The 25,523-nt window shown below is 60.0% G+C and carries 25 protein-coding genes and 6 tRNA genes; 14 read left to right on the forward strand and 17 right to left on the reverse strand.

The genetic code is table 11. The features are described 5' to 3' along the window. Window positions 1-35 precede the first annotated feature (35 nt). On the forward strand, window positions 36-1,424 hold the full coding sequence (locus D8779_RS19415; RefSeq protein WP_136666241.1) for an adenylate/guanylate cyclase domain-containing protein: 1,389 nt from the start codon (window positions 36-38) through the stop codon (window positions 1,422-1,424). Between the two features lie 40 nt (window positions 1,425-1,464). Here D8779_RS19415 and D8779_RS19420 read toward each other — a convergent pair whose 3' ends face one another. Together D8779_RS19420 and D8779_RS19425 are read right to left on the reverse strand one after the other, a co-directional pair. After that, window positions 1,465-2,517 (reverse strand): glycosyltransferase family 4 protein, encoded by a 1,053-nt coding sequence (locus tag D8779_RS19420; protein ID WP_136666243.1) that lies wholly within the window; start codon window positions 2,515-2,517, stop codon window positions 1,465-1,467. Next, complete coding sequence (locus D8779_RS19425; RefSeq protein WP_136666245.1) at window positions 2,514-3,332, reverse strand: UDP-2,3-diacylglucosamine diphosphatase; 819 nt, start codon at window positions 3,330-3,332, stop codon at window positions 2,514-2,516. Before D8779_RS19425 ends, D8779_RS19420 begins: the two co-directional genes overlap by 4 nt. Before the next feature lie 134 nt (window positions 3,333-3,466). Between D8779_RS19425 and D8779_RS19430 the strand changes: the two genes are divergently transcribed. The 3 genes from D8779_RS19430 to D8779_RS19440 all read left to right on the forward strand — a co-directional run bounded on the left by D8779_RS19430 (window position 3,467) and on the right by D8779_RS19440 (window position 5,485). Then, window positions 3,467-4,219, forward strand: a complete 753-nt coding sequence (locus D8779_RS19430; RefSeq protein ID WP_136666247.1) for an AraC family transcriptional regulator — start codon at window positions 3,467-3,469, stop codon at window positions 4,217-4,219. Between the two features lie 82 nt (window positions 4,220-4,301). Further along, window positions 4,302-4,637 (forward strand): tRNA-binding protein, encoded by a 336-nt coding sequence (locus D8779_RS19435; RefSeq protein ID WP_136666249.1) that lies wholly within the window; start codon window positions 4,302-4,304, stop codon window positions 4,635-4,637. Then, complete coding sequence (locus D8779_RS19440) at window positions 4,634-5,485, forward strand: DMT family transporter (protein ID WP_136666251.1); 852 nt, start codon at window positions 4,634-4,636, stop codon at window positions 5,483-5,485. Before D8779_RS19435 ends, D8779_RS19440 begins: the two co-directional genes overlap by 4 nt. A gap of 173 nt (window positions 5,486-5,658) precedes the next feature. Here the strand turns inward: D8779_RS19440 and D8779_RS19445 are convergent, their stop codons facing one another. Further along, window positions 5,659-6,105: an Hsp20 family protein gene (locus D8779_RS19445; protein ID WP_136666253.1), complete on the reverse strand. Its 447-nt coding sequence runs from the start codon at window positions 6,103-6,105 to the stop codon at window positions 5,659-5,661. A 125-nt stretch (window positions 6,106-6,230) separates the two neighbouring features. Between D8779_RS19445 and D8779_RS19450 the strand changes: the two genes are divergently transcribed. After that, window positions 6,231-6,977 (forward strand): SDR family oxidoreductase, encoded by a 747-nt coding sequence (locus tag D8779_RS19450; protein ID WP_136666255.1) that lies wholly within the window; start codon window positions 6,231-6,233, stop codon window positions 6,975-6,977. A gap of 22 nt (window positions 6,978-6,999) precedes the next feature. On the opposite strand, the gene D8779_RS19455 is transcribed toward D8779_RS19450, so the two are convergent. The 5 genes from D8779_RS19455 to D8779_RS19475 all read right to left on the reverse strand — a co-directional run bounded on the left by D8779_RS19455 (window position 7,000) and on the right by D8779_RS19475 (window position 11,808). Then, a complete protein-coding gene (locus D8779_RS19455) occupies window positions 7,000-7,980 on the reverse strand; it encodes a tRNA dihydrouridine synthase (RefSeq protein ID WP_136666257.1) in 981 nt (326 codons plus the stop codon). A 116-nt stretch (window positions 7,981-8,096) separates the two neighbouring features. Further along, entirely contained in the window at window positions 8,097-8,546 is a 450-nt protein-coding gene (locus tag D8779_RS19460) for an acyl-CoA thioesterase (protein WP_136666259.1), read from the reverse strand. Further along, window positions 8,543-9,193, reverse strand: a complete 651-nt coding sequence (locus D8779_RS19465) for a bifunctional 4-hydroxy-2-oxoglutarate aldolase/2-dehydro-3-deoxy-phosphogluconate aldolase (RefSeq protein ID WP_136666261.1) — start codon at window positions 9,191-9,193, stop codon at window positions 8,543-8,545. The genes D8779_RS19460 and D8779_RS19465 overlap by 4 nt, the downstream gene beginning before the upstream one ends. 21 nt (window positions 9,194-9,214) lie before the next feature. Then, complete coding sequence (gene edd / locus D8779_RS19470) at window positions 9,215-11,023, reverse strand: phosphogluconate dehydratase (RefSeq protein WP_205895858.1); 1,809 nt, start codon at window positions 11,021-11,023, stop codon at window positions 9,215-9,217. Between the two features lie 104 nt (window positions 11,024-11,127). After that, the gene (locus D8779_RS19475; protein ID WP_136666265.1) at window positions 11,128-11,808 is read right to left on the reverse strand and encodes a 6-phosphogluconolactonase; all 681 of its coding nucleotides are present in this window, start codon (window positions 11,806-11,808) and stop codon (window positions 11,128-11,130) included. A 96-nt stretch (window positions 11,809-11,904) separates the two neighbouring features. On the opposite strand from D8779_RS19475, the gene D8779_RS19480 reads away from it, so the two are divergent. Then, a complete protein-coding gene (locus tag D8779_RS19480) occupies window positions 11,905-13,767 on the forward strand; it encodes a sensor domain-containing diguanylate cyclase (protein WP_205895856.1) in 1,863 nt (620 codons plus the stop codon). Here the strand turns inward: D8779_RS19480 and D8779_RS19485 are convergent. The 7 genes from D8779_RS19485 to gltX form a co-directional block, all read right to left on the reverse strand. Continuing rightward, entirely contained in the window at window positions 13,737-14,576 is an 840-nt protein-coding gene (locus D8779_RS19485) for an alpha/beta fold hydrolase (protein ID WP_136666267.1), read from the reverse strand. The genes D8779_RS19480 and D8779_RS19485 overlap by 31 nt on opposite strands. 11 nt (window positions 14,577-14,587) lie before the next feature. Beyond that, window positions 14,588-15,127, reverse strand: a complete 540-nt coding sequence (locus D8779_RS19490; protein WP_136666269.1) for a TetR/AcrR family transcriptional regulator — start codon at window positions 15,125-15,127, stop codon at window positions 14,588-14,590. Window positions 15,128-15,297: 170 nt separating this feature from the next. After that, a tRNA-Glu gene (locus D8779_RS19495) sits at window positions 15,298-15,373 on the reverse strand. A gap of 64 nt (window positions 15,374-15,437) precedes the next feature. After that, window positions 15,438-15,513, reverse strand: a tRNA-Ala gene (locus D8779_RS19500). A gap of 51 nt (window positions 15,514-15,564) precedes the next feature. Beyond that, window positions 15,565-15,640 (reverse strand) — tRNA-Glu (locus D8779_RS19505). 63 nt (window positions 15,641-15,703) lie between these two features. Beyond that, a tRNA-Ala gene (locus D8779_RS19510) sits at window positions 15,704-15,779 on the reverse strand. Window positions 15,780-15,924: 145 nt separating this feature from the next. Further along, entirely contained in the window at window positions 15,925-17,406 is a 1,482-nt protein-coding gene (gene gltX, locus D8779_RS19515; protein WP_136666271.1) for a glutamate--tRNA ligase, read from the reverse strand. Window positions 17,407-17,649: 243 nt separating this feature from the next. On the opposite strand from gltX, the gene D8779_RS19520 reads away from it, so the two are divergent. Both D8779_RS19520 and D8779_RS20875 read left to right on the forward strand, forming a co-directional pair. Continuing rightward, complete coding sequence (locus D8779_RS19520) at window positions 17,650-18,375, forward strand: DMT family transporter (protein ID WP_240789772.1); 726 nt, start codon at window positions 17,650-17,652, stop codon at window positions 18,373-18,375. A 12-nt stretch (window positions 18,376-18,387) separates the two neighbouring features. After that, window positions 18,388-18,546 carry an EamA family transporter gene (locus tag D8779_RS20875; protein ID WP_240789773.1) on the forward strand — a complete coding sequence of 53 codons (159 nt, stop codon included), beginning with the start codon at window positions 18,388-18,390 and terminating at the stop codon, window positions 18,544-18,546. An 80-nt stretch (window positions 18,547-18,626) separates the two neighbouring features. Here the strand turns inward: D8779_RS20875 and uvrB are convergent, their stop codons facing one another. Beyond that, complete coding sequence (gene uvrB, locus D8779_RS19525; protein ID WP_136666273.1) at window positions 18,627-20,642, reverse strand: excinuclease ABC subunit UvrB; 2,016 nt, start codon at window positions 20,640-20,642, stop codon at window positions 18,627-18,629. 176 nt (window positions 20,643-20,818) lie between these two features. Here uvrB and D8779_RS19530 point away from each other — a divergent pair, with 176 nt between their 5' ends. The 5 genes from D8779_RS19530 (at window position 20,819) to D8779_RS19550 (ending at window position 24,465) form a co-directional block, all read left to right on the forward strand. Beyond that, the gene (locus D8779_RS19530; protein WP_136666275.1) at window positions 20,819-22,015 is read left to right on the forward strand and encodes an amino acid aminotransferase; all 1,197 of its coding nucleotides are present in this window, start codon (window positions 20,819-20,821) and stop codon (window positions 22,013-22,015) included. 65 nt (window positions 22,016-22,080) lie between these two features. Next, a tRNA-Asn gene (locus tag D8779_RS19535) sits at window positions 22,081-22,156 on the forward strand. A 9-nt stretch (window positions 22,157-22,165) separates the two neighbouring features. Then, window positions 22,166-22,242 (forward strand) — tRNA-Pro (locus D8779_RS19540). 333 nt (window positions 22,243-22,575) lie between these two features. Then, window positions 22,576-22,800 carry a DUF2061 domain-containing protein gene (locus D8779_RS19545; protein ID WP_136666277.1) on the forward strand — a complete coding sequence of 75 codons (225 nt, stop codon included), beginning with the start codon at window positions 22,576-22,578 and terminating at the stop codon, window positions 22,798-22,800. A gap of 105 nt (window positions 22,801-22,905) precedes the next feature. Next, window positions 22,906-24,465: a glycoside hydrolase family 17 protein gene (locus D8779_RS19550; RefSeq protein ID WP_136666279.1), complete on the forward strand. Its 1,560-nt coding sequence runs from the start codon at window positions 22,906-22,908 to the stop codon at window positions 24,463-24,465. Here D8779_RS19550 and D8779_RS19555 read toward each other — a convergent pair whose 3' ends face one another. Further along, window positions 24,466-24,834, reverse strand: coding sequence for a hypothetical protein (locus D8779_RS19555; RefSeq protein ID WP_136666281.1), 369 nt, complete (start codon window positions 24,832-24,834; stop codon window positions 24,466-24,468). It abuts the gene before it with no gap. A 106-nt stretch (window positions 24,835-24,940) separates the two neighbouring features. Between D8779_RS19555 and D8779_RS19560 the strand changes: the two genes are divergently transcribed. Further along, complete coding sequence (locus tag D8779_RS19560; RefSeq protein ID WP_136666283.1) at window positions 24,941-25,519, forward strand: hypothetical protein; 579 nt, start codon at window positions 24,941-24,943, stop codon at window positions 25,517-25,519. Window positions 25,520-25,523: the final 4 nt, after the last annotated feature.

Here is a 25,523-nt window from a genome sequence, read left to right on the forward strand (position 1 = left end):
AGGTGCCAGACGAGCAGCAGGGATTGTTCCATCGGATGAATGTTAAAAGCCCCCCACGACTTTCCGCATTACCGGCGCCACCGCTTCGTGAGTATTACTCACGCGTTCTGGCCTATATCGCCATTGCGGCCAGCATTGCAGCCGGCACCTACAACCAGCATTTCGCCTATGACATCCTGTGGATGGTGCCCTACGCCCTGCTCTACCCGCACCTGGCTCACCACCTGAGCCTGCGCTTTAAGCGCGACCATCCTCAGCGCACCACCCTCGGCCTCTTGTTTATTGATGCCCTGCACTCCGGCGGCGTGCTGGCCCTGCTCGGTTTCTCGGTGGTGCCCAGCTTGATGTCGTTGCTGATTCTGCTGTTCAGCTCACTGGTAATGGGTGGCCTGCGTTACCTCGGCCTCGCTGCCCTGATCGCCCTAAGCAGCGCGGTACTCAGCGCGGCCCTGCTCGGCATCAAGCCGAATATCCACACTCCGGCGCTGGTGGCGCTGGTCAGTATTTTCTTTACCACGCTGTATATCTGCATCACTGCCTACTTCGTGCACCAGCAAGGCCTGCGCCTGAGCCAGGTGCGCAGCGAGATCAGCCGCGAGCAGGAAAAAGCGGCCCGCCTGGCGCGCAACTTGGCCAAGTACCTGTCACCCCAGGTCTGGGAGTCGATATTCAGTGGTAAAAAGACCGTTCGCCTGGAAACCCAGCGCAAGAAACTTACGGTGTTTTTCTCTGACATCAAGGGTTTTACCGAGCTGTCCGAAGAGCTGGAAGCGGAAGCCCTGACCGACCTGCTCAACACCTACCTCAACGAAATGTCGAAGATCTGCCTGAAATACGGCGGCACCATCGACAAGTTCGTTGGCGACTGCGTGATGGTGTTTTTCGGCGATCCGGCCAGCAAAGGTGCAAAAAAGGACGCGGTGAATGCCGTGTCCATGGCCATCGCCATGCGCAAACACATGAAAGTGCTGCGCCAACAATGGCGCGCCCAAGGCATTACCAAACCACTGGAAATTCGCATGGGCCTGAACACGGGCTACTGCACGGTGGGTAACTTCGGCGCCGACACCCGCATGGACTACACCATCATCGGCCGCGACGTGAACCTCGCCAGCCGCCTGGAAAGCGCGGCCGAGTCAGGTGAAATCCTGATTTCCCACGAGACTTACTCGCTGATCAAGGACGTGATCATGTGTCGTGACAAGGGCCAGATCACCGTCAAGGGCTTTACCCGCCCGGTTCAGATCTACCAGGTGGTGGATTTCCGCCGTGACCTGGGCGCCACCTCCAGCTATGTCGAACATGAGCTACCGGGTTTCTCGATGTACCTGGATACCAACGGCATCCAGAACTTCGACAAGGAAAAGGTCATTCAGGCCCTCGGCCAGGCCGCCGACAAACTGCGTGACAAGGTGATCATGTAAGCAGCGGCTGGCGCCGGCCCTGCGGCGTTAGCAAGCGACTCTAGTTCGCGAGATCGTGAACAGGCTCTAAGCCCGCTAAGGCCGGCATACACAGCTCACCATCGAGCAGCGGCTGCTGCGCCAGAAACTCCAGCGCCGACGCCCGCCAGGATTGCCGTGCGGCCAGCGCAACGCAGCGCGTGCGGTCCAGAGTTAAAGCGCCTAGACAGGCCGTTTGCAAATCCTCATTCATTACCCCGCTGACACCCGCCTGCAGCACATCCAAAGGACCTGCGACCGGAAACGCGGCCACCGGCGTGCCGCAGGCCAAGGCCTCAAGCATTACCAAGCCATAGGTATCGGTGCGCGACGAAAATACCAACACGCTGGCCTGCTGAAACGCTTCGGCCAGCGCCTGAGCATGCTGATAACCGAGAAAGCGCACCTGCGGATAGGCCGCTTGCAAGGCCTCGCGTTGGGGGCCGTCACCGACCACGCGCATCTCACCCGGTAAATCGAGCGCTAGAAATGCCTCGATATTTTTTTCCGGGGCAACCCGCCCGACATAAAGAAATACCGGCGCGGCCGGGTTCGGCAATCTCACGCGAGGGCGAAACAACTGCGTATCGACACCCTTACGCCATAGCAGCAGGCGCTTGAAGCCCCAGCCGGCGAACTCATCACGCATCCGCTCAGTGGTCACCAACACCGCCTGACTCGGCCGGTGAAACATGCGCAGAAAGGCATAGCCCCAACGCAGCGGTATCCATGGCCAGCGCGCATGTACGTACTCGGGAAAGCGCGTGTGGATGGCGCTGGAAAAAGCCAGCCCGCGCTTACTCAGCCAGCGCCGCGCAGCCCATCCCAGGGGGCCTTCGGTGGCCAGGTGTACGCAGTCAGGCTGAAAGTCACGAATCGCCGCGCCGACGTTCCAGAGATCCCACACCAGTGGAATCTCTGGGTAGCTGGGGCATGGCAGCGCACGAAAATCCGCAGGCGACAGCAGCTTGACCTGATGCCCAAGGCCGCGCAGCTCGCTGATCAGCGCCTGCAGGCTGGTGACCACACCATTGACTTGCGGCGACCAGGCGTCGGATACGATCAGAATTCTCACAGGATGGGTTCGGCGGCAGCGACTACCGGCGCTTGCAGTGCGCGCGCGTGATCATCGGCCAGGCGATAGAGCTCGATAGTGCCGTCCAGGTGCTCGATCAGCGCCGTGCAGGACTCCACCCAATCACCACAATTCATGTACTCCACCGCCCCCATCGCGCGGATTTCGGCGTGGTGAATATGCCCGCAAATAACGCCATTAAAGCCGCGCTTGAGGCACTCATGGGCAATGGCTTCTTCGAAGTCACTGATAAAACTGACCGCACTCTTAACCTTGTGCTTGAGGTACGCCGACAGCGACCAATAACCGTAGCCATAGCGGCTGCGCCAGTAATTCAGCCAGCGGTTGAGCGTCAGGGTGAAGCCGTAGGCCGAGTCACCGAGAAAAGCCAGCCAGCGGTGGTAACGCGTAATCACATCGAACTGGTCACCGTGAATTACCAGCAACCGCCGGCCATCGGCAGTGAAATGCTCGGCTTCGTCGACCAGCTGGATATTACCGAGCATCAGGCTTGAGTAGCGGCGCAGGAATTCATCATGGTTGCCGGTGACGTAGATCACTTCGGTGCCGCGCTTGCTCATGGTCAGTAAACGGCGAATCACGTTGCTGTGCGCTTGCGGCCAATACACTCCGCTGCGCAGCTTCCAGCCATCAATGATGTCACCGACCAGGTAAATCTTGTCGGTTTGATAGCGCTTGAGAAATGCCGCCAGGTGTTCGGCCTGACAATCGCGAGTACCCAAGTGCACATCGGAAATCCACAGGGTACGGACACGTTGCTTGCGGCTGGGCTTAGCGAGCTGGGCACTGGTCATGGATGACCTCCGGCTGGGTTTGCTTGAGTCTGCGTAGCACCCGTGAAATACCCATGACAATCGTGTGTCAGTTCAATGACCACACCTTGCCATCATCTGCAGGTAGACTCGCGAAACCGAACCAGGAGCTCGCCATGTCCTCACTGCTGTCGTTGCGTCACTACAGCCATGAACGGCTCAGCCACAGCCACGCGCATGCTCAGCTGGTATTCGGCCTGAGCGGTTTGCTCGAGTTTGAAGTAGCCGGCCGCGGCAGCCTGGTCACCCGCCAGGTCCTGGCCGTGGTGCCCAGTGATGCTCAGCATGCGTGCGGCAGTAAGGCCGGCAGCCAGTGCCTGGTGCTCGATGTGCCGTCCGAGCAGTGGTTGCAACTGCAACTGGGCCGACACGCTGATGCCACCCGCAGGCTGCTCGAAACGCCAGCCGCCCTGCCCCTCAATTCGGCGCAGGGGCAGTTGGTCAGCTGGCTGGCCGCCAGCCCGATCAATGATCCAGTTATTGCCCAACAAGGGGCAGCCCTGCTGTTGGCCAGCCTGGCGAATGACGCCACCAAGAAGCATGAGCCCACGCGCCTGCCGCTTACTGCATTGGATGCGCACATCCACCTGCATGCCGCACACCCGTTACAAGTCAGCGATCTCGCGCGCTTGGCCGGGCTGTCGACGGCGCGCTTTCATGTGCGTTTCCTCAGTGAGACCGGGCAAACGCCCATGGATTATGTGCGTAACCGGCGCTTGCAGCTCGCACGCCAACTGCTGCAAGGCAGCAACTTGGCCATTGGTGAAATCGCCGCACGGGTCGGCTACAGCTCGCAAAGCGCCTTTACCGCAGCTATTACACGGCAGTTCGGCCTGTCTGCCCGTGCGCTGCGCCTGCACCGCGAGTAACGCGACAAACGCCGCAAGTCCTGCGACAGACTTCTGCTCAGCCGCGTCCTAGACTGCAGCCAACAGCCTGAGGAGTCGTGGCATGCAGCATATCGAGTGGCAAGACTTTCAACGGGTGGAACTGCGCGTCGGCACCCTGCTGTCCGCGGTAGTCAACGAGAAGGCACTCAAGCCTGCCTATACCTTGCAGGTTGACCTCGGCGAGTTGGGAGTCAAGCAATCCAGCGCGCAACTAACCGCTCATTACACCTGTGACGAGCTCGTCGGCCGCCAGGTACTTTGCGTGTGCAACTTCGCCGCTAAACGCATCGCCGGCGTGCGCTCAGAAGTGCTGGTGACGGGCGTGTATGACGCCGATAACCGCGTGGTACTGGCCGGCTTCGACAAGCCGCTACCGAACGGCGCACGCCTGGCATGAATCAACGTAATGCGCTGTGGGCGATCCACCTGGGCGCCCTGCTGTTCGGTCTATCTGGCATCTTCGGCAAACTGGCCAACACCACCCCGCAAATGATTTCTGCCGGTCGCGCCGCTTTCGCCGTGGCGGCCTTGCTACTGTTTGCCAAGCTGTTCAGTCATGTTCACATGGTACGCCTCGGCCTGCGCCAAACTAGCTTGCTGGCCCTCGGCGGTTTACTGCTGGGCGGTCACTGGTGGAGTTTTTTCGAGTCCGTACACATATCTGGCGTGGCCATCGCCACCCTTGGTTTTGCCAGCTTCCCGGCGTTTACCGTGCTGCTGGAGGGCTTGCTGTTCCGTGAGCGCACCCGAGCGGTCGAGTTCGCCATGGTGGCACTGGTATGTCTGGGCCTGGTACTGGTTACCCCGGACTTCGACCTGGCGAACCAAGCCACCACTGGCCTGCTCTGGGCAGTGTTGTCGGGCCTGTTGTTCGCCCTGTTGTCTTTACTCAATCGTGCCAGCACCCGCGGTGTCGAGCCGGTACAGGCGGCGCTATACCAGAACCTCACCGTGCTGCTGGTATTTACCCCCCTGGCCTGGCCGACCCTGCCCAGCGTGCAAGCACAAGACTGGCTGTGGATGGCCATGCTCGGGATCTTCTGTACCGGCCTGGCGCATAGCCTATTCGTCGCCAGCCTACGGGTACTCAAGGCACGCACCACGGCGGTTATTTTCGCCCTGGAGCCGATCTATGGGATTGCCTTTGCCTGGCTGCTCTTCAGTGAGGTGCCCACCCTGCGAATGCTTGCCGGTGGCCTGCTGATTGTCAGTGCGATCTTTCTTTCAGCGCGCATGGCCAAATAATTCAAGGCCTCTGCCCAGACAACACCAACGCCAATAAAAACGACCAGAAACGCCAGTTACCGAGAGGCAACCAGCACTATCCGGCCGTTGACGTCACACAGGACTGATACCGCGTTACCGTAAGCGCCTAACAGGCGGGCATCCTATGCCTCGACTGTTAGGCGCTACGATGGTTAGTTTTCCAACACGTTGCGGGGCGCACCAATCGGGATGCGTTTGGCTTTCGCCTCTTCCGGCACGATACGCAGCAAATCGATATTCAGCAGCCCGTTTACCAAGCTGGCGGCCTTAACCTCGATATGGTCAGCCAGGCGGAACGACAACTTGAATGCGCGCTGGGCGATACCTTGGTACAGGTAGGTGACATTCTCGGCGCTGGTATCTCGCTTGCCGCCGCTAACGGTCAGTACACCGCGCTCGACCTGCAGCTCCAGATCGTCATCCTCAAAACCTGCGGCGGCGACCACAATGCGGTATTGATCGTCAGCGTACTTTTCGACGTTGTAGGGTGGATAGCTGCTGCCCGCGTCATTGCGCATGGCCGATTCAAACAGGTCATTGAAACGGTCGAAGCCAACAGACTGACGGAACAGCGGGGTCATGGAAAATGCAGTGCTCATAATTTAAATCTCCTGAATTTCAGCGAGTAATGCGGAACCCGACTTCGGCATCCCACATCACTAAAAATGTGGCTACTCAGGTAGATTTCAAGCCTCTGCAAAATTTTCTTACAGGGAGCAACTCGATGAGCAAGGTCATGCTGATTACCGGCGCCAGTCGCGGCATTGGAGCTGCAACAGCCAGACTAGCTGCGGCTAAGGGTTATGCGCTGTGCTTGAACTATCACCAGCAGCAGGCAGCAGCTGAAGCACTGGTGAGCGAGATCACCCAGGCGGGCGGCCAGGCGATCGCAGTGCAGGCGAATGTAGCCGATGAAACCCAGGTGATAGCGATGTTCGAGCAACTCGACCAGCACTTTGGCCGCCTCGATGTGCTGGTCAACAACGCCGGCATGCTGGAAACCCAGATGCGTTTGGAACAGATGGACCTGGCGCGCTGGCAGCGGGTATTTGCCACCAATGTGTTTGGCAGCTTTCTCTGCAGCCGCGAGGCCATTAAACGCATGTCAACCCGCCAAGGCGGACATGGCGGCGCCATCGTCAATCTGTCCTCTGCGGCAGCGCGACTGGGCGCGCCGGACGAATACATCGATTATGCGGCGGCCAAAGGCGCGATCGACAGCATGACCCTAGGCCTGGCCAAGGAAGTGGCCGGCGAAGGCATTCGCGTTAATGCCGTGCGACCTGGATTGATTGCCACTCAGATTCACGCCAGCGGCGGCGAGCCTGAGCGGGTCGCACGGGTCAGCCCAAGCATACCCATGGGGCGCGGCGGCTTGCCTATGGAAGTGGCTGAAGCGATTCTGTGGCTGGCCAGCGAGCAAGCATCCTATGTCAACGGTGCGCTCTTGGATGTCAGCGGCGGACGTTAACCGCCGCGAAGATGACCAAGGCTCAGGCGCTCGCCTGCTGCTGGCGTTGCCATTCTGCAAAGTCGATACCGAGCAAGGCATCGATGCGCAGGCAGTCACTTTCGCGGCGCAGCAGGTTGAACAATGCAGTGGCTTCGGGGTAGCTACGGGTCAGCATGGCCAACCATTGTTTGAGCCGTCCTGGCGCATAGCGCGGGGAAATCTTCCGGCGCGCCTGCAGCCAGAAGTCAGCCAGCAACGGTTGTAACTCGCACCAGCTCATGGCGATTACGGCCTGCCCTGCTCTGGCGGCGGCGATCTGCCGGGCCAGATCCGGACGCGCCACCAACCCGCGACCGAGCATGATGTCCTCAACCCCGCTAACCTCGCGGCAACGCCGCCAATCATCCAGGGTCCAGACCTCGCCATTGGCGAAAACCGGCACCTTGACCGCTTCCTGCACCCGCGCCACCCACTCCCAATGCGCCGGCGGTTTGTAGCCTTCAACCTTGGTCCGCGCATGCACCACCAGCTGCGCGGCGCCGCCGTCGGCCAGCGCCTGAGCACATTCCAAGGCGTAATCCTTATGATCAAAGCCCAGACGCATTTTCGCCGTAACTGGAATGGCCGCCGGCACCGCGCGGCGCACCTCAGAGACGATGGCGTGGAGCAGCTCGGGCTCCTTGAGCAGCACCGCGCCGCCGCGGGATTTGTTCACTGTCTTGGCAGGGCAACCGAAGTTGAGGTCAATCACCGGCGCGCCCAGGGTGCAGGCAAAGGCGGCGTTATCGGCCAAGCAAGCGGGATCGGAGCCGAGAAATTGCACACGCAGCGGCGTACCGGCCGCCGTTTGCGCGCCACTGAACAGTTCTGGGGCCAACTTCTGGTAGGTGCTGGCCGGCAACACGCGCTCGGTGACCCGAATAAATTCAGTCACGCACCAATCGATGCCGCCGACCTGAGTCAGCACATCGCGAAGGATTTCGTCGACCAACCCCTCCATTGGGGCCAGGGCGATTTGCATAGGCAGTCTCTTGAATATTCGTGGCCGTGCGCGGCATAGCGCGCAGATACAAAAACGCCGCGTAGTGTACGCGGCGCGACAGGCTGATGCGCAGCCAGCGATCGATTAAACCCGGCTTATAACTCCATCGGGAAAGGTGGCTGCAACGCCGCACCATAGCCTTCAACAAACGCTGGTGGCATGCGCTTGGGCTTGCCGCTGGATAGCTCAATACAGACGAACGTAGTTTTCGCCCGCAATAACGTCACGCCATCCGCTGGACGAATCAGTTGAAAGCGCCGATCCATCTTCAGGCGCTGGTCGGACTCAACGATCCAAGTGGCCATTTGCAGCTGCTGGTCTTCATAAGCACTGGCCAGGTAATCAATTTCATGACGCAGCACGGCCATGGCGCGGTCGAGACGGCGGTATTCGCTCAAGTCCAGGCCGAGATACTGCGAATGCCGCCAGGCACAACGCTCCAGCCAACTGACGTACACCGCGTTATTGGCATGGCCAAGGCCGTCGATATCGTCGGCACTCACCTGAATATCAATCACAAACGGATTGCTCAGGTCCCAACTCACGATGCCTGCTCCAAACGGCCGGCCAGGGCGCGCGCTTCGGCGGCCAACTGAGTGATTTGATCCCACGCCCGGGCACGCACTAGGTTGCTTGGCGCGATCCAGGTGCCGCCAACGCAAGCCACATTGGGCAAGCGCAGAAAGCCCAGCAAGTTGTCCGGCGTCACCCCTCCGGTTGGGCAGAAGCGAATGCCGGTAAAAGGCCCCTTGAAGCTTTTCAGCATCTTGATGCTGGTGGCCCCATCCGCCGGAAACAGCTTGAGCGAGCGATAGCCGTATTCCAGCGCCAGCAACACTTCCGATGGCGTCATTACCCCTGGCAAATACGGCAGGCCAGAATCCTCCGCCGCCGCCGCCAGGCGTGCGGTGCAACCAGGGCTGACGGCAAACTGCGCACCCGCCTCGCGCGCCTCGAGAAACTGTTCGGCGTGAATCACCGTGCCCGCGCCAATCAACAGTTCCGGCAGCTCCTTGCGCATGGCCGCCAGGGCATCCAGCGCCCGCGGCGTACGCAGGGTGACCTCCAGCACGCGAATCCCGCCGGCATGCAGGGCACGGGCCAGGTCCACGGCCAGGCTGATGTCTTCAATCACCAACACCGGCAACACCGGGCGGGCCTCTTGCAACACCGCGTCTATCGTCAGGCTCATGCTTTGCTCCCGGTTCGATTTCTAGTCTTCAAATAAGCTGCTGGCACCCTGTTCGGCCGTGCCGACCAAGCGGCGTTGCACGGCGAACATTTCCAGGCCGAAGCCCAATTCCAGCTCAGTCGTGGCTGCGCTCAATGGCCGCGCGGCTAACTCTTGCTCAGTCAGTTCAACCTGCAAAATACCCTGCTGCGCATCCAGCAGCAGCCAGTCGCCATCCTGCAACCGCGCCAACGCACCACCGGCCGCCGCCTCCGGGCAAACATGCAAGGCCGTGGCCACCTGGCCCGAGGCACCCGACATACGCCCGTCGGTCACCAGCGCCACGCGCTGCCCGGCCTGCTGCAGATTAGCCAGCAGCGGCATCAGTTTGTGCAGCTCAGGCATGCCATTGGCTCTTGGGCCTTGGAAGCGCACGACCAGCACCAGGTCACCTTGCAGCTCGCCGGCTGTATAGGCCGCCTGCACGGCGGCCTCAGTTTCAAAAATTCGCGCCTGGGCACGAATGCGCCAGAAGGCCGGGTCGACCGCTGAGGTTTTGAGGATGGCACGGCCCAGATTGCCTTCAAGCAGCACCAGCCCGCCCTCCTCGGCAAAGGGTTCAGTTACAGGTCGAACGATGTCGGGGGCCGGGCTCTGCGCGGGCAGGTCGCGCCAGGCGAGTTGTTCGCCATCCAACCAGGGCTCGCGGGTATACGCACGCAAACCATGCCCAGCCGCGGTGGCCACATCGTCATGCAGCAGACCCGCGCTCAATAGCTCACGCAGTAACCAGGCCGGGCCTCCCGCTGCCTGGAACTGATTCACGTCCGCCGCGCCATTGGGGTATACCCGCGCCAGCAATGGCACCACCTTGGACAGCGCGGCGAAATCATCCCAAGTCAATTCATAACCGGCGGCTCGGGCAATAGCTGGCAGGTGCAAGGTGTGATTGCTCGAACCGCCACTGGCGAGCAGCGCCACCACGGCATTGATAAGGGCACGCGCATCGATCTGCTGGCCAACCGGCAGATAACGCTCGCCCTGGCGGCTGTTGTGCGCCACCAGGCGCGCAGCTTCATCGGTCATGGCATCACGTAACGGCGTGTAGGGGTGGATAAAGGCACTGCCCGGCACATGCAGGCCCATGGCTTCCATCAGCAGCTGGTTGGTGTTTGCGGTGCCGTAGAAGGTGCAGGTGCCAGCCTGGTGATAAGCGGCCAGCTCAGCCGCCAGCAACTCGTCACGGCTGGCTTCGCCGCGGGCGTAACGCTGGCGCACCGCCGCTTTTTCCTTGTTTGGCAGGCCCGACTGCATGGGGCCGGCCGGTACGAACACGGCAGGCAGATGGCCAAAATGCAAGGCACCGATCAGCAAACCGGGAACGATCTTGTCGCACACACCCAGGTACAGCGCGCCGTCGAATATCCCGTGGGTCAGGCCAATGCCGGCCGCCTGGGCAATCAGGTCGCGAGAAAACAGCGACAACTGCATGCCGCCTTCGCCCTGAGTGATGCCATCGCACATGGCGGGCACACCGGCGGCGAATTGCGACGTTGCACCGGCCTTGGCCAACGCCACTTTCAGGCGCTCAGGGTATTCCCTGAGCGGCGCATGGGCCGAGAGCAAGTCGTTGTAGCTGGAGATAATGGCGACATGTGGCGAGCCGCCCTGTTTCATGATCAGCCGCGCTTCATCGGGCTGCGCGGCCAAGGCATGGGCCAGGTTGGAGCAACCCAGGGCCTGGTGCGCGGTGCGCCCGGCCGCCAGGGCCAGGCGCTGTAAATAGCGTTCGCGGCGCATGGCAGAACGTTTTTCCAGCGCGGCGGTAACCTGCTCAACAACCGGATGCAACATGACGGGTCCCTTTATCGGCGAGGTACAGGCTTGCAGTGTAACGGCTTAGCGCTGCGTTTAACGCAACAAGGCCAATGCACAACAGACGCTGGAATAGGCGCTTAAGGAGCCCAGTAGATATTGACCGGCAACGGGCTGCGTTGCAGCCAGGCATATAACGGCAATTCACGAGCCTCTGACTGGTCGGCCAACACTGCGTCGATCAACTCGCGCTTGCGCTCACCGAACGCCAACAAGCCGAGCCACTGCCCACGCTGCAACATCGCCAGGTTCAGGGAAAGACGCTCACGCGGTTCCTGCGGGGCCAACGCCGGCAAAGCCGCAGGCGCAGCATGCGGATCGAGCGCCGCCGCCAGCCCCGGCATGCCCGGGAACAGCGACGCGATATGGCCGTCTTCACCCATACCCAGCAGCACCGCGCTGAACGGCAGCCACGTGCTGAGCTGCTCGGCCCAACCCTGTGCTGCCTGCGCCAGCGTCGCACCCTGGCGCGGATCCAAGCAATTGGCCTGCGGCAGCCCCTGATGCAACAGCTGCCAATTGCTCTCAACAGCCTGCGCCGGTACCCAGCGCTCATCACTGGGACTAAGGTCGATGCGACAACTGTCCAGGTGCGGCGCCAGTAACGGCAACAAGGCCTGCGGGCTACTGCCACCGGGCAACAACGCGCGCGCCCGTGGTTGCTGCGCCAAGCTACGCTGGAGCTGCACACGCAGCGCAGCAGCCAAAGACTCTAAGCATTCGCTGCGCTGAGCATGGCAATGCAGGATATTTCGAATCATAAGCAACTCTGTATAAGCTATCGATATGTCATAAGGCCGCGTAATAATGCGCCATTGTTGCGCATTGCGAACATTCTTCCCCCGTGAGTACCTGGTGTGACTGCGTTGTTGCGTGTACTTCTACTGCTGTTACTGCCGGCTTTTAGCCAGGCGGCCCCCCTGTCGTTGGTGGCCGGTGACGCGCCGTTACTGCCCGGCCCATTTATGCAGGTTTGGCAGGATCCACAGGGTCAGGCCGACATCCACACCGTGCGTCAACTACCTGATTCAGCCTGGCAAGACGTAGCTCGTCGCGATCCCAGCTTCGGCTACACCGGGTACACCTACTGGTTACGTGTCACGCTGCACAATCCCAGCGATCAACCGATTGACTGGGTTCTGTTGATCGGTAATCCGCTGCTCGACTACCTAGACGCCTACGGCCTGGATGGCGAGCGAGTGTACCGTGCTGGCGATCAGCGCCCCTTCGATGAACGCTGGGTCCAACACCGCCAGCTGGTATTGCCGCTAAGCCTGGCGGGTGGCGAACAGCGCGAACTGATCCTGCGCATGCAGACCAACGGCTCGGCTAACCTCAGTGCCAGCCTGATGAGCGCACAAGCCTTTAACCATCACGAACAACGGATGCTAATGCTGCAAGGGCTATTTTTTGGCGCCTTGCTGGTAATGCTGATCTACAACCTGTCGATCTTTATCATCACCCGGGATCGTAATTACCTGTGGTATAGCCTGTTTGTCGCCAGCTTCAGTTTCTATCAATTCATTCAGCAAGGCTTTGCCCTGCAGTGGTTTTGGCCGAACTCACTGGCCTGGCATCAGCTGAGCTTTCCTTTCAGCTCAGCCCTGGCGACCCTGTTCGGCATTTTGTTCACCTACGGCATTCTTGACCTTAAAAGCCAACACCGCGCCTATACCTGGGTCACTCGCGCCTTACTGGGCTCAAGCCTGCTGGTGATCGCGCTTGCTCTTAGTGCGCCTTACCGAGTCGCGCTGCTCGGCAGCTTTTATCTGCTGATTATCTGCGCGGCTGTGGGCTGCATCATCACCGCACTGCGCTGGCGTGCGGGGTACCCGCAAGCCAAATTGTTCGCCCTGGGCTGGTCATCGCTGATTATCGCCAGCCTGTTCAGCGTACTCACCGGCACCGGATTGATCGCCAACTCCCTGCTCACCCTGCACGCGCAACAAATCGGCTGCCTGTTAGAGCTGGTGATTTTCTCGATTGCGCTCGGTGCACGCATCCGCCAAACCCAGAGCGATCACCACCTGGCGCAGGCACGCTTGTTTGCCAAAGAGCATCAACTGCGCATGGAGCAGGCCAAAAGCCTGGACTTGCAACAAGAGATCAATGAAGGACTCGAAGCCCGCGTCCAAGAGCGCACGGCTTCCCTGCAGCAGGCCTTGGAGAAACTGTCCGAAGCCAACCAGCGCCTGGCTGAGCTCAGCCGGCATGACAGCCTCACCGGCCTATTCAACCGCCAAGTCCTCAACGAAGAACTTGAACGCATGCTGGCGCAAGCCAAGCGCAGCCAGCAACCGATTGCTGTATTGATGATGGACCTGGACTACTTCAAGCAGGTCAACGACGAATACGGCCACCTGGTTGGCGATGCCTGCCTACAACATGCCGCGCAGCGTATGCAGCAACGCATGCGCAGTAACGACTTGCTCGCCCGCTTCGGTGGTGAGGAGTTCGTTGCCATGCTCTGCGACACCGATCAACCAGGCGCCTACGACTTAGCCGAACAGCTGCGCGAAGACCTGGCTAAGCATCCCTGCCAGCACCAAGGCCTGAATATCACGCTAAGCCTAAGCATTGGCGTTTGCGCACTGATACCCGACGCTCTGAGCAACCGCGAACAACTGCTGCGCCAGGCTGATCAGGCCCTGTACCAAGCCAAAGCTGCCGGGCGCAACCGCGTAGCATGCTACGAGGCCAACACCCGCGCCGGCGCGTGACGGACCGACTCAAGCAACTGCAACACCGCCTGCACCACCTGCGGATCAGCCAGAACTCGCTGGTGTCCGCCCGCCTCCACGCGCAGTAAACGGCTGTCAGACCAGTTTTGGTGAATTGCTTCGGCTTCGCTGAACGGCACCATCGGGTCATCCGCTGCATGTACGATCAGACCGGGGAAATCCAGCTGATAGCGAGCGCTGTCCAGCTGCCCGACCGGTATTCCGGCCCGCTCCTCAACCAGACGGACAAAATGTGCCTGCGCCTGACGTGGCAAGCCCATAAACCGCGAGAAACGCCGCAGCATGGTGAGAATCCGGCTCGGCGCCGCAATGCTGACCAACGCCTCGGTGCGCAAACCCAACTGCGTCGCCAGCAAAGCACTCGCACCGCCCATCGAATGGCCGATAACCGCCTTCAACGGGGGTAGCTCGCTGGCCGCCTCCAACAGGGCACGGGCAAATACCACCACATTGGCCTCATGCCCGGGTGAGCGACCATGCGCCGGCGCATCCAGCGCCACCACGCCGTAGCCGGCGTGCACCAATGCCTTGATCAACTCAGCGAACTGCGTCGGCCGCCCTTCCCAGCCATGCATCAGCAGCACCGCCGGGCCACTGCCCCAGCGCAGAGCTGATAAGCCGAAACGCAGGGTGATGCGCTCAGCCTGCGCCAACAACGGCAGCTCCCAATCGCGCGGCGGCGCGGTGTGCGGCGTCATAAACTCCCGGCGTAATTTGCTCGCCAGCGCTTGCGGGGCCAACAGACCAACAGATGCATTGAAACCACGAACCCAGTTCATGCTGTTCATTGCCACACTCCTCAAACGATGGCCGACTTGGCGGCACGCAAGACGCGGTCAGACAATTCACCAGGACCCAGCGCCCGCGCCAGCGCCAGCCCCCCAACCATCAACGCGATATCAGCCAGGGCCTTGTCGGCCTCTTCCGGGCTGGCCGACATTTGCGCACTCATCAACTCGATATGCTCGGCCAACACCGCACGGAAGGCTTCCGGCAGGCGCGTGAGCTCGCCCAATGAACTGGGCAACGGGCAGCCTTGGTCCCTGGCATCACGGTGTTTGCGTGACAGGTAGAACGCCGCCAACAGCACACGGCGCTCTTCAGCCGGCAACTGGCTGTCCATCTGCTCGATCAACTCACGACGCTGACCGAGCATCTGCTGGAACACTTCCAGCATCAGCGCGTCCTTGCTGTCGAAGTGCGCATAGAAGCCGCCCACCGTCAGCCCAGCAGCGCCCATCACTTCACCGACACTGGGCTCCGCCGGCCCGCGCTGCAGCAAGGCGGCACTGGCAGCGGCGAGAATCCGTTCACGGGTCTGAGCCTTCTTATCGTTCATCGTTACTCTCCGAATATTACGATTGAAATATTATACTCGTAATAAATTTGCGCAAGCGCTAACCACGACCTTTGGTCGGTGCACTCGGAGAAAGAAATTTTCAGGCTGAAAAAACAAAAGGGCCATTCAATAAAGAATGACCCTTCAAAATCCCGCAGAGCGGGCAAAAATGGCGTCCCCTAGGGGACTCGAACCCCTGTTACCGCCGTGAAAGGGCGGTGTCCTAGGCCACTAGACGAAGGGGACGAAACCTTCGAAGAACAAGGCCAGCTTTACGCTGGCCCCGTGGCAGTTGTTACTACTGCAAAATTGGTGGAGATAAACGGGATCGAACCGTTGACCTCTTGCATGCCATGCAAGCGCTCTCCCAGCTGAGCTATACCCCCAGATTTATCGCCTCTCGGCTCACAGCCCAAACCAGCACTGCTTTTTGAAACTGGCGTCCCCTAGGGGACTCGAACCCCTGTTACCGCCGTGAAAGGGCGGTGTCCTAGGCCACTAGACGAAGGGGACGTAACCCTTCTACAACGCAACCAGCCCGAGAGCTAGTTGTGGCAAGCCTTTCGGCTTTGAAGATGGTGGAGATAAACGGGATCGAACCGTTGACCTCTTGCATGCCATGCAAGCGCTCTCCCAGCTGAGCTATACCCCCATCACAAGGACGGGGCGCATATTAAGAGCGCACCCCACACCTGTCAACAACATTTTATCTATACACGCATTCTTTATGCTGACAGAACAACCACTTACCCAACCCCAGCGCGCCGCAGCGACGGCAGGGCGAAGCCTCCAGCGTCTCAGGCAATGGCTGCGAGCAGCTTTTCCCATTCCTTATTTTCTTTCTTCGATACGCCGCCTAGCAGCTCGATAGCCTGGCGCAAGCGGAAGCGAGTGAGGTCCGGGCCGAGGATTTCCATGGCATCCAGCACCGACACCGAACTGGCCTGCCCGGTAATAGCCGCAAACATCAGCGGCATGGCGTCACGCAACTTAAGCTCAAGGTGCTCGACCACCGCCTGTATGCAACCGGTGATTTGCTCTTTTTCCCACTGACGCAGCGCTTCAAGCTTCCACAGAATCAGCTGCATGACCTGGCGCACCTGGTCTGCCGAGAGCTTCTTGTGCTCAAACAGCGCAGCGGCCGGAGCCACGCCGCCGGCGAAGAAGAAGCTGGCCAGCGGCGCTATCTGACTGAAGGTCTCGACCCGGCCCTGCACGTGCGGAGCAATCTGCATCAAGTAGTCATTATTGAACGCCCACTTTTGCGCACCCGCCGCAAACTCTTCAACGCTCAGCTCACGCATCCACTGACCGTTGAGCCAGGACAACTTCTCCAGATCGAAAATCGGCCCGCCCAACGACACCCGATTGATGTCGAAATGCTCGACCATCTCGTCGAGGCTGAACTTTTCGCGCTCATCCGGCATCGACCAGCCCATGCGCCCGAGGTAGTTGAGCATCGCTTGCGGCAGATAACCCATGCGCTCGTAGAAGGTGATGGAGGTGGGGTTCTTGCGCTTGGACAGCTTGCTCTTGTCAGGGTTACGCAGCAGCGGCATGTAGCACAGCTGCGGTTTGTCCCAGCCGAAGTACTCGTAGAGCAGAATCAATTTAGGTGCCGACGGCAGCCATTCTTCGCCACGCAGCACGTGGGTGATGCCCATCAGGTGGTCGTCGACCACGTTGGCCAGGAAGTAGGTCGGCAGGCCATCGGTCTTCATCAGCACCTGCATGTCCATGCGATCCCACGGGATCTCGACTTCGCCACGCAGCATGTCTGGCACCACGCACACGCCTTCGGTTGGCACCTTCATACGCACCACATTCGGCTCGCCGGCGGCCAGGCGCTGTTGCACCTCTTCAACGGAGAGATGCATGCAATGGCCGTCATAACGCGGCGTCTGCTTGGCTTCCATTTGCTCGGCACGCAGCTTGTCTAGGCGCTCGGCACTGCAGAAGCAGTGGAAGGCATGCCCCTTCTCCACCAACTCGGCGCTGTACTTTTGGTAGATATGGCCGCGTTCGCTTTGCCGATACGGGCCGTGCGGGCCGCCAACATCCGGACCTTCGCTCCACTCAATACCTAACCAACGCAGGGCATCGTAGATCTGCTGTTCCGACTCGCGAGTCGAACGCACTTGGTCGGTGTCTTCGATACGCAGAATAAATTCGCCACCGTGCTGACGCGCAAAGCACAGATTGAACAGGGCGATATAGGCGGTGCCTACGTGCGGATCGCCAGTGGGCGACGGTGCGATACGGGTGCGAACGGTGGTCATGGCAGCTCTCAAAGAATGTGCAACGGGCTATCGTTTCAAGGCCGCGATATTAACAGGCTGGCCGCTGCTGGCTCTAGCCAGCACTGCTATTTCAGATACGCCGCCCCGCAATAGAACAATACTGGCTCCTGTAGCGCGCAGCAGGCTGGACAACACCGCCAGCGCGCTTAGACTGGCGCCCTCTACTGCGGCCCCTGCAGCTTTTTAACTGCCCGCCCTGCCGACTCGTCAAATCAGACCATCATGCTCACCCCATCACGCGCCCGCAGCCTGCTGCTGATCATCGCCTTTGCCACTATCTATATCGGCTGGGGCACCACCTACCTGGCCAACCACTTTCTTCTGCTGGAATTGCCGCCGTTTGTCATCGGCAGCCTGCGCTTTTTAATTGCAGGTTTGCTCGCCCTGACATGGGTCGTGCTCAGCGGCCAGTTACGCATACAGCGCAGCGACTGGGGCGGCATTTTGATCGGCAGTCTGGCGCTGATTGCCGTCGGCCAAGGCGCCTTGATCTATGCCAATCAATTTTTGCCAACCGGTATGCTCGCGATGCTCTACACCACGCTGCCATTGTGGAGCGTGGCCTTGGAATGGCTGCTCGGTGAGCGACCACCGCTGTGGGTGATAGGCGGTCTGGCGTTGGCCAGCAGTGGAATTATGCTGTTGATGAATAACGGCCTAGGCCATAGCGCTTCAGCCGAGCAATGGTTCGCCGGCCTGCTGGTGGTGGTCGCCACACTGTTATGGGCCTGCGGCGCTTGGCTGTTACGCCAACGCCCGCCATTTCGCTCAAGCTGGCTGGGCCTGAGCTTGCAAATGCTGATCGGGGCGTTGCTTCTGGCACTGTTCGGCTTGTGGCACGGTGACTGGCAGGCAGTCGAATTGCGCCGCATAAGTAGCAACGCTTGGCTCTGGCTGGCCTATCTGGTGCTGCCGGTGAGCCTCGGCGTGTATCCGGCCTATTTCTGACTGCTGCGTGAGGTGCGCCCGAGCCTGGTATCGACTTTTGCTTTTGTAAATCCGATAGTCGCCCTACTGCTGGGCTATCTGCGGCTGGGCGAACAGCTTAGCTTGCTCGCCATGCTCGCCTGCGGCATCACACTGGGTGGGGTGGTGCTGATTATCTTCGGCCGCCACTAGTTAACTGATTTATGGGACGGGCTTTAGCCACGAACAGGCAGTTACCTTGTCGCGGCTAAAGCCCCTCCCACAGCCCCCACTTAAACCTGCAACAAACGTTCGCGTAATTTGTGGATCTCATCGCGCAGCTGCGCCGCCGCCTCGAATTCCAGATCGCGGGCCAATTGGTACATCTTCTCTTCCAGCTGACGAATACGCTTGGTGATCTCGCTCGGCGAGCGCAGTTCGTTCTCGTAGCGCGCACTTTCTTCTGCCGCCTGGGCCATGCCTTTGCGCTTCTTGCTGCGCGAACCGGGCACAACAGCGCCCTCGAGGATGTCCTGAACATCCTTGAATACGCCCTTGGGGGTAATACCATGGGTTTCGTTATAAGCGATCTGCGTGTTACGCCGGCGCTCGGTTTCGCCGATGGCGCGCTCCATCGAACCGGTCATGCGGTCGGCATACAGAATCGCCCGACCATTGAGGTTACGCGCGGCGCGACCGATGGTTTGGATAAGCGAACGCTCGGAGCGCAAAAAACCTTCCTTGTCGGCATCAAGAATCGCCACCAGCGACACTTCCGGCATATCCAAGCCTTCGCGCAGCAGGTTGATCCCCACCAGCACATCGAACGCGCCGATACGCAGATCGCGGATAATTTCCACCCGCTCCACCGTATCAATGTCCGAGTGCAGGTAGCGCACTCTGACCCCGTGATCAGCCAAGTAATCGGTCAAGTCCTCAGCCATGCGCTTGGTCAGGGTGGTGACCAGCACACGCTCCTCAATGGCGACGCGCTTGTGGATTTCCGAGAGCAGGTCGTCGACCTGGGTCAACGCTGGACGCACTTCAATTTGCGGGTCGACCAGTCCGGTCGGACGCACCAGCTGCTCAATAACCCGCCCGGCATGCTCAGCTTCGTAATTACCCGGCGTAGCAGAAACGAAGATGGTTTGCGGGCTCGCCGCTTCCCACTCTTCGAACTTCATCGGCCGGTTGTCCAGCGCCGAGGGCAGACGAAAGCCGTACTCGACCAGGGTCTCCTTGCGCGAGCGGTCGCCCTTGTACATGGCCCCGACCTGCGGCACCGAGACGTGGGACTCGTCGATAATCAACAGCGCCTGATCCGGCAGGTAGTCGTAAAGCGTCGGCGGGGGCTGGCCGGAGTCGCGCCCGGAGAGGTAGCGCGAATAGTTTTCAATACCGTTGCAGTAGCCCAGCTCGACGATCATTTCCAGATCAAAACGGGTGCGCTGCTCCAGGCGCTGGGCCTCGACCAGCTTGCCCGAGCCGCGCAAATATTCCAGGCGCTCGACCAGTTCGACCTTGATCTTCTCCACGGCCTCCAACAGCACTTCACGCGGGGTGACGTAGTGACTCTTGGGGTAGAAGGTAAAGCGCGGCATCTTGCGGATCACTTCACCGGTCAGTGGATCAAAGGCCGAGAGGCTTTCCACTTCATCGTCGAACAGCTCGATGCGCACGGCTTCCAGGTCCGATTCTGCCGGGTAAATGTCGATCACATCGCCGCGCACGCGAAAGGTCGAGCGGGCGAAATCCATGTCGTTACGGGTGTATTGCAAGTCAGCCAGACGGCGCAGCAGCTCGCGCTGATCCATCTTGTCGCCACGGTCGACGTGCAACACCATTTTCAGGTACGACTCAGGACTACCCAGGCCATAGATGCACGACACGGTGGTGACGATGATTGCGTCCGACCGTTCCAACAACGCCTTGGTCGCCGACAAACGCATCTGCTCGATATGGTCGTTGATCGAGGCGTCTTTCTCGATAAAAGTATCCGAGGACGGCACATAGGCTTCCGGCTGGTAGTAGTCGTAATAAGAAACGAAATACTCCACCGCATTGTTCGGGAAGAAGCTCTTGAACTCGCCATACAGCTGCGCGGCCAGGGTCTTGTTCGGGGCCAGTACCAAGGTCGGACGCTGAATCTGCGCAATTACATTGGCGATCGAAAAGGTCTTGCCCGAACCCGTTACGCCGAGCAATGTCTGGTGCGACAAGCCCGCCTCCAGGCCCTCGACCATCTGCCGAATCGCCTCTGGCTGATCGCCGGCCGGCTCGAAACGGGTGACCAATTGAAACTCGGACATGAAGGACCTCGGCAAGCGGATGTGACGCGGCCTAAAAGCCTACGTCAAAACCGGTGAAAAGCGTGTGCCTGCTGTCGCAGCACAGGTTATGCGTCGGTATACTACCGCCGCACTTACGCAACCCCTAGTAGGGTGTTGCTTGATACTCACCTCTCCTCTTCAGAGCTGCCGCATCCATGAGCCTGTTCTCTGCCGTCGAAATGGCACCGCGCGATCCCATCCTGGGCCTCAATGAAGCATTCAACGCCGATACCCGCACGACCAAGGTCAACCTGGGTGTCGGTGTGTACTACAACGAGGACGGCCGCATTCCATTGCTGCGCGCCGTAGCCGAAGCCGAGAAAGCCCGCATTGAAGCCCACGCACCGCGCGGCTACCTGCCGATTGAAGGCATTGCTGCCTATGACAACGCCGTGCAGAAACTGCTGCTGGGGGCCGACTCCGAACTGATCGCCTCAGGCCGGGTGATCACCACTCAGGCCGTGGGCGGTACGGGCGCTCTGAAGACAGGTGCAGACTTCCTTAAGCGTCTGCTGCCCAACACCGTGGTGGCGATCAGTGATCCGAGCTGGGAAAACCACCGCGCGCTGTTTGAGTCCGCCGGCTTCACCGTGCACAACTACCGCTACTACGACGCCGCCAGCCATGGCATCAACCGCGCCGGCATGCTCGAAGACCTGAAAAACCTGCCCGCTCGCTCGGTTGTTGTGCTGCACGCTTGCTGCCATAACCCCACGGGCGTCGACCTGTCATTGGATGACTGGAAAGCCGTGCTGGAGGTATTGCGCGAGCGTGAGCACGTGCCGTTCCTTGATATCGCTTATCAAGGTTTTGGCGACGGCATCGAACAGGACGCCTTTGCTGTGCGCTTGTTTGCCGCCTCCGGCATTCCGTTCTTCGTCTCCAGCTCGTTCTCCAAATCCTTCTCGCTGTATGGCGAGCGCGTCGGTGCACTCTCCATCATTACCGGCAGTCAGGAAGAAGCCAGCCGCGTGCTGTCGCAAGCCAAACGCGTAATCCGCACCAACTACTCCAACCCACCGACCCACGGTGCCACTGTGGTCGCCAGCGTGCTTAATAGCCCGGAGCTACGTGCCCTTTGGGAAGATGAGCTGGCCGGTATGCGCGAACGTATTCGCGGCATGCGCATGGCCATGGTCGAGCAGCTGGCGGCACTGAATTGCAAACGCGATTTCGCCTTCGTCGCCCAGCAGCGCGGTATGTTCTCTTATTCGGGCCTCACCGCCGAGCAAGTCGAGCGACTGAAAACCGAGTTTGGCATCTACGCTGTCAGCACGGGTCGCATCTGCGTCGCCGCGCTTAACCAGCGCAACCTGCCCGCCGTTACACAGGCGATTGCGGCGGTTCTCTGAAGCATAAGGGGAAGTCATCAAAGTATTGACTTCCCCTTTCTAATCAGTAGGATACGCGCAGTTGTTCCGCGATAGCTCAGTCGGTAGAGCAAATGACTGTTAATCATTGGGTCCCAGGTTCGAGTCCTGGTCGCGGAGCCAGTAGTTCATCGGGGTATAGCGCAGTCCGGTAGCGCGCCTGCTTTGGGAGCAGGATGTCGGGAGTTCGAATCCCCCTACCCCGACCATTTTTAGGTTGTTAGAGCAACAGACTTGCAACCCATTGGCCGTAAGCTTAAATGCCGCACCGCCTAACCTTTCAAGCCTGCTTGAAAGTAAAAACCCGCCTAGTGCGGGTTTTTTATGGCCTGCCATTCATGGCAACCAGACTTCGGGCCGTCACTACGCGACATTAAAACCCTTCCAAGCAGTTTTTATTAACGGTTTACCTGCGGCCGCCGGCCGTCCAGCGAATCAATCATCAAAAACTATCAACGCCATTCATATGCAATATTTTACCAATAACACTTGAGCAACTAGCCTGCACCTCAATAAAGAATAATTCTCACTCGAGGTGCAGCATGCTCAAGACTGTGACGTTTACCCTGATGCACTTCTGCATCGCCTTTGCCGTCACCTATGCGCTGACCGGTAGCATCGCAGCCAGTGGCCTGGTGGCGGCCATCGAACCCTTGTGCAACTCGGTAGGTTTCTACTTCCATGAAAAGGTCTGGCAGCGTATCGAAGGCCGCTCAGCCGCTGCCGATGCACGCCCCAAACATGCCTGGCTGCACCACCAGGCATAACGGCTTGAGGCAACGGTAATCCCCTGAACACGTCATAAAAACAGCCAGCAGAGGCCTGGAGCAATCCGCTACTATGCGCGGCTCAGCCACCATGCGCGCCCGATCATGCCTGCCACCTCTCGCTTCCCTGCTGCCCCTTATGCCTTTGCCTGCCTGCTCGGCTTGCTGGCGCTTTTCGGTCTCTGGTATGGCATTGGCCGACCGGTCGAACTGGCGGATGCCGCCACGCCCACGCATAAGCTGCAGTGCGCGTCCTACACGCCGTTCGATAAGGACCAATCGCCCTTCGATCAGCCGATAGAGCTGCGCCCCGAACGGATGGACGCTGATCTGGCAGTGCTTGCCGAGCGTTTCGAGTGTCTGCGCACTTATTCGGTGAGCGGCCTGGAAGAGTTGCCGAATATGGCGCGCAAGCATGGCCTAAAGCTGATCGTTGGGGCCTGGGTCAGCCGTAACCCCACCGACACGGCAGCTGAGATTGCCGGCCTGATCAAAATCGCCAACGCACACCCCGACGTGATTCAGGCAGTAATTGTTGGCAACGAGGCGCTGCTGCGCAAAGAAGTCACCCCGCAACAACTGGTGAGGTTAATTGAGCAAGTCAAATCGCAGATCGCCCAGCCGGTGACCTACGCCGATGTCTGGGAGTTCTGGCTCAAGCACCCTGAAGTGGCCCCCGCGGTGGATTTCATTACCATCCACCTGCTGCCCTACTGGGAAGATAATCCCGCTGGGATAGAGACGGCCTTGCATGAGGTGGCCGAAGTGCGCCAAACCTTTGGCAAGGCTTACGCGCCCAAGGACATTATGATCGGCGAAACCGGCTGGCCCAGCGAAGGTCGCCAGCGCGAAACGGCAGTACCTAGCCGGGTCAACCAAGCAAAATTTATCCGCGGTTTCGTCGCCATGGCTGAACAGAATGGCTGGCGCTACAACCTGATTGAAGCCTTCGACCAACCCTGGAAACGCATCAGCGAAGGTGCGGTGGGCGGTTACTGGGGGCTGTATGACGCAGACCGCCAGGACAAATCGATCCTCGCTGGCTCCGTATCCAATCTGCCGCAGTGGCCGATCTGGCTAATCTTCAGCCTAATCCTTGCAGCGACCACCCTGCTGCTGGCCGGTCGTCCGCATTCGCCACGTGCCGCACTGCTATTGCCGCTGCTGGCAACGTTGGGCGCCGCGTGCATCGGCCTGTTTGCAGAGTTGATGCTGGTTACCAGCCGCTACCTCGGCGAATGGCTCTGGGCCGGCGCACTGATAGTGTTGAACCTGCTAGTGCTCAGCCATGCAGCGCTATGGCTCAGCAACCATAAAGGCTGGCGCGCCCGCGTATTCAACTGGCTGCATAGCCGTGGCGCTTTATGGCTGGCGCTAAGCGGTTTTGCCGGCGCGGTGATGATGCTCGCCCTGGTGGTGGACGCCCGCTACCGCAGCTTCCCCAGCGCGGCGCTGTTGCTGCCGGCACTGGTCTATCTGTGCAGTCCGGTGAGCGGTTACCGCCGTGAAATCGGCCTACTCGCCTTGTTGATCGGCGCGTGCATAGCACCACAGCTGTACCAGGAAACCTTAAGCAACTGGCAAGCCCTGGGTTGGGCGCTGACCTGCGTGCTACTGGTGGCAGCGTTGTGGCGCAGCCTGCGGGTTAAAACGCAAACTGCCTGATCAGGCAGTCTGCGGCGCACGCACCCAGCGCAACAGCGCCAGCACCACGGCAAATACCGCGAGGCTGGCGCTGTACAGCACCAGCGCCGGCAAGCCGAGCAGCAATGCTGGCACCGCCAGACGCTTACCCCGGGCCCCTGGCAGCACAAATGCCAACACCGCGCACAGCAGTGAAGCCCAGGCCAATATTCGGAAGTGGATCAACCAGCCCAGGCTCGCACGCACCTGGCAAGCCAACTGCTCAGGTGCGTCGACGCACAGGCCGACCCACTGCGAACCTTCCATCAGCTGGTAACGCAGCACAACGCTCAGTGCCAGACACAGGGCTGCTGCAATCAGCAGAGCCGTTAGAGGCAGATAACGGGACATAGGCAACTCAGGCAGTTAAAAAGGCTGCGTAGAATAAGCTGCCACGTTCCGGATAACACCCCCCGCGAGATCGCCTAACCATCGCCCCTGCGGCTAGAATCCAAGCATGCTCATACGTCGCCTAACACTGATCGCCGCAAGCCTGCTTGGCCTCTGGATGCTCTGGGTCATCGTGCTGCCTACGCCCAGCAGCCTGCCGCCCAGCATGCCCCTTGCCAGCGGCAGCGGCAGCTGGCGCGTGGCCGAGCACACCGTGAGTACGCTGCAAAGCTTCCAGCTGGAAGCCCGCATCCTGGGCCGTGAAGATTACTACTTCGACCGCGGCGCCAAACTCTCGCCGACCGATCTGGCGCTCGGCTGGGGACCAATGGCCGACCCCGACGTGCTACGCCATATCAGCATCAGCCAACGCAACCGCTGGTACTTCTGGCGCGCAGAACAACTGCCAATCGAACGCCGGCAGATCGAGATTCACAGCGCCAATATGCACCTGATCCCCGCCAACCCTGATGTAGCCAACACCCTGGCCGGGCTCGAAGAAGGCCAGCAGATTCGCCTAAGCGGACAATTGGTCCGGGTCGAAGGCGACGATGGCTATAACTGGGTCAGCTCACTGAGCCGCGAGGACACTGGCGACGGTGCCTGTGAGCTGATCTGGGTCGAGCAACTGACTGTAGTGCATTAACACG

Source organism: Pseudomonas leptonychotis, from assembly GCF_004920405.1.
In the GTDB taxonomy this organism is placed as follows: domain Bacteria; phylum Pseudomonadota; class Gammaproteobacteria; order Pseudomonadales; family Pseudomonadaceae; genus Aquipseudomonas; species Aquipseudomonas leptonychotis.

Bases quoted from the DNA above. Each gene is read 5' to 3' on its own strand.
- D8779_RS19415 (WP_136666241.1), top strand. From the start codon at position 36: ATGAATGTTAAAAGCCCCCCACGACTTTCCGCATTACCGGCGCCACCG.
- D8779_RS19425 (WP_136666245.1), bottom strand. From the start codon at position 3,332: ATGACCAGTGCCCAGCTCGCTAAGCCCAGCCGCAAGCAACGTGTCCGT.
- D8779_RS19430 (WP_136666247.1), top strand. From the start codon at position 3,467: ATGTCCTCACTGCTGTCGTTGCGTCACTACAGCCATGAACGGCTCAGC.
- D8779_RS19435 (WP_136666249.1), top strand. From the start codon at position 4,302: ATGCAGCATATCGAGTGGCAAGACTTTCAACGGGTGGAACTGCGCGTC.
- D8779_RS19440 (WP_136666251.1), top strand. From the start codon at position 4,634: ATGAATCAACGTAATGCGCTGTGGGCGATCCACCTGGGCGCCCTGCTG.
- D8779_RS19445 (WP_136666253.1), bottom strand. From the start codon at position 6,105: ATGAGCACTGCATTTTCCATGACCCCGCTGTTCCGTCAGTCTGTTGGC.
- D8779_RS19450 (WP_136666255.1), top strand. From the start codon at position 6,231: ATGAGCAAGGTCATGCTGATTACCGGCGCCAGTCGCGGCATTGGAGCT.
- D8779_RS19455 (WP_136666257.1), bottom strand. From the start codon at position 7,980: ATGCAAATCGCCCTGGCCCCAATGGAGGGGTTGGTCGACGAAATCCTT.
- D8779_RS19465 (WP_136666261.1), bottom strand. From the start codon at position 9,193: ATGAGCCTGACGATAGACGCGGTGTTGCAAGAGGCCCGCCCGGTGTTG.
- D8779_RS19475 (WP_136666265.1), bottom strand. From the start codon at position 11,808: ATGATTCGAAATATCCTGCATTGCCATGCTCAGCGCAGCGAATGCTTA.
- D8779_RS19485 (WP_136666267.1), bottom strand. From the start codon at position 14,576: ATGAACAGCATGAACTGGGTTCGTGGTTTCAATGCATCTGTTGGTCTG.
- D8779_RS19490 (WP_136666269.1), bottom strand. From the start codon at position 15,127: ATGAACGATAAGAAGGCTCAGACCCGTGAACGGATTCTCGCCGCTGCC.
- gltX (WP_136666271.1), bottom strand. From the start codon at position 17,406: ATGACCACCGTTCGCACCCGTATCGCACCGTCGCCCACTGGCGATCCG.
- D8779_RS19520 (WP_240789772.1), top strand. From the start codon at position 17,650: ATGCTCACCCCATCACGCGCCCGCAGCCTGCTGCTGATCATCGCCTTT.
- uvrB (WP_136666273.1), bottom strand. From the start codon at position 20,642: ATGTCCGAGTTTCAATTGGTCACCCGTTTCGAGCCGGCCGGCGATCAG.
- D8779_RS19530 (WP_136666275.1), top strand. From the start codon at position 20,819: ATGAGCCTGTTCTCTGCCGTCGAAATGGCACCGCGCGATCCCATCCTG.
- D8779_RS19545 (WP_136666277.1), top strand. From the start codon at position 22,576: ATGCTCAAGACTGTGACGTTTACCCTGATGCACTTCTGCATCGCCTTT.
- D8779_RS19550 (WP_136666279.1), top strand. From the start codon at position 22,906: ATGCCTGCCACCTCTCGCTTCCCTGCTGCCCCTTATGCCTTTGCCTGC.
- D8779_RS19555 (WP_136666281.1), bottom strand. From the start codon at position 24,834: ATGTCCCGTTATCTGCCTCTAACGGCTCTGCTGATTGCAGCAGCCCTG.
- D8779_RS19560 (WP_136666283.1), top strand. From the start codon at position 24,941: ATGCTCATACGTCGCCTAACACTGATCGCCGCAAGCCTGCTTGGCCTC.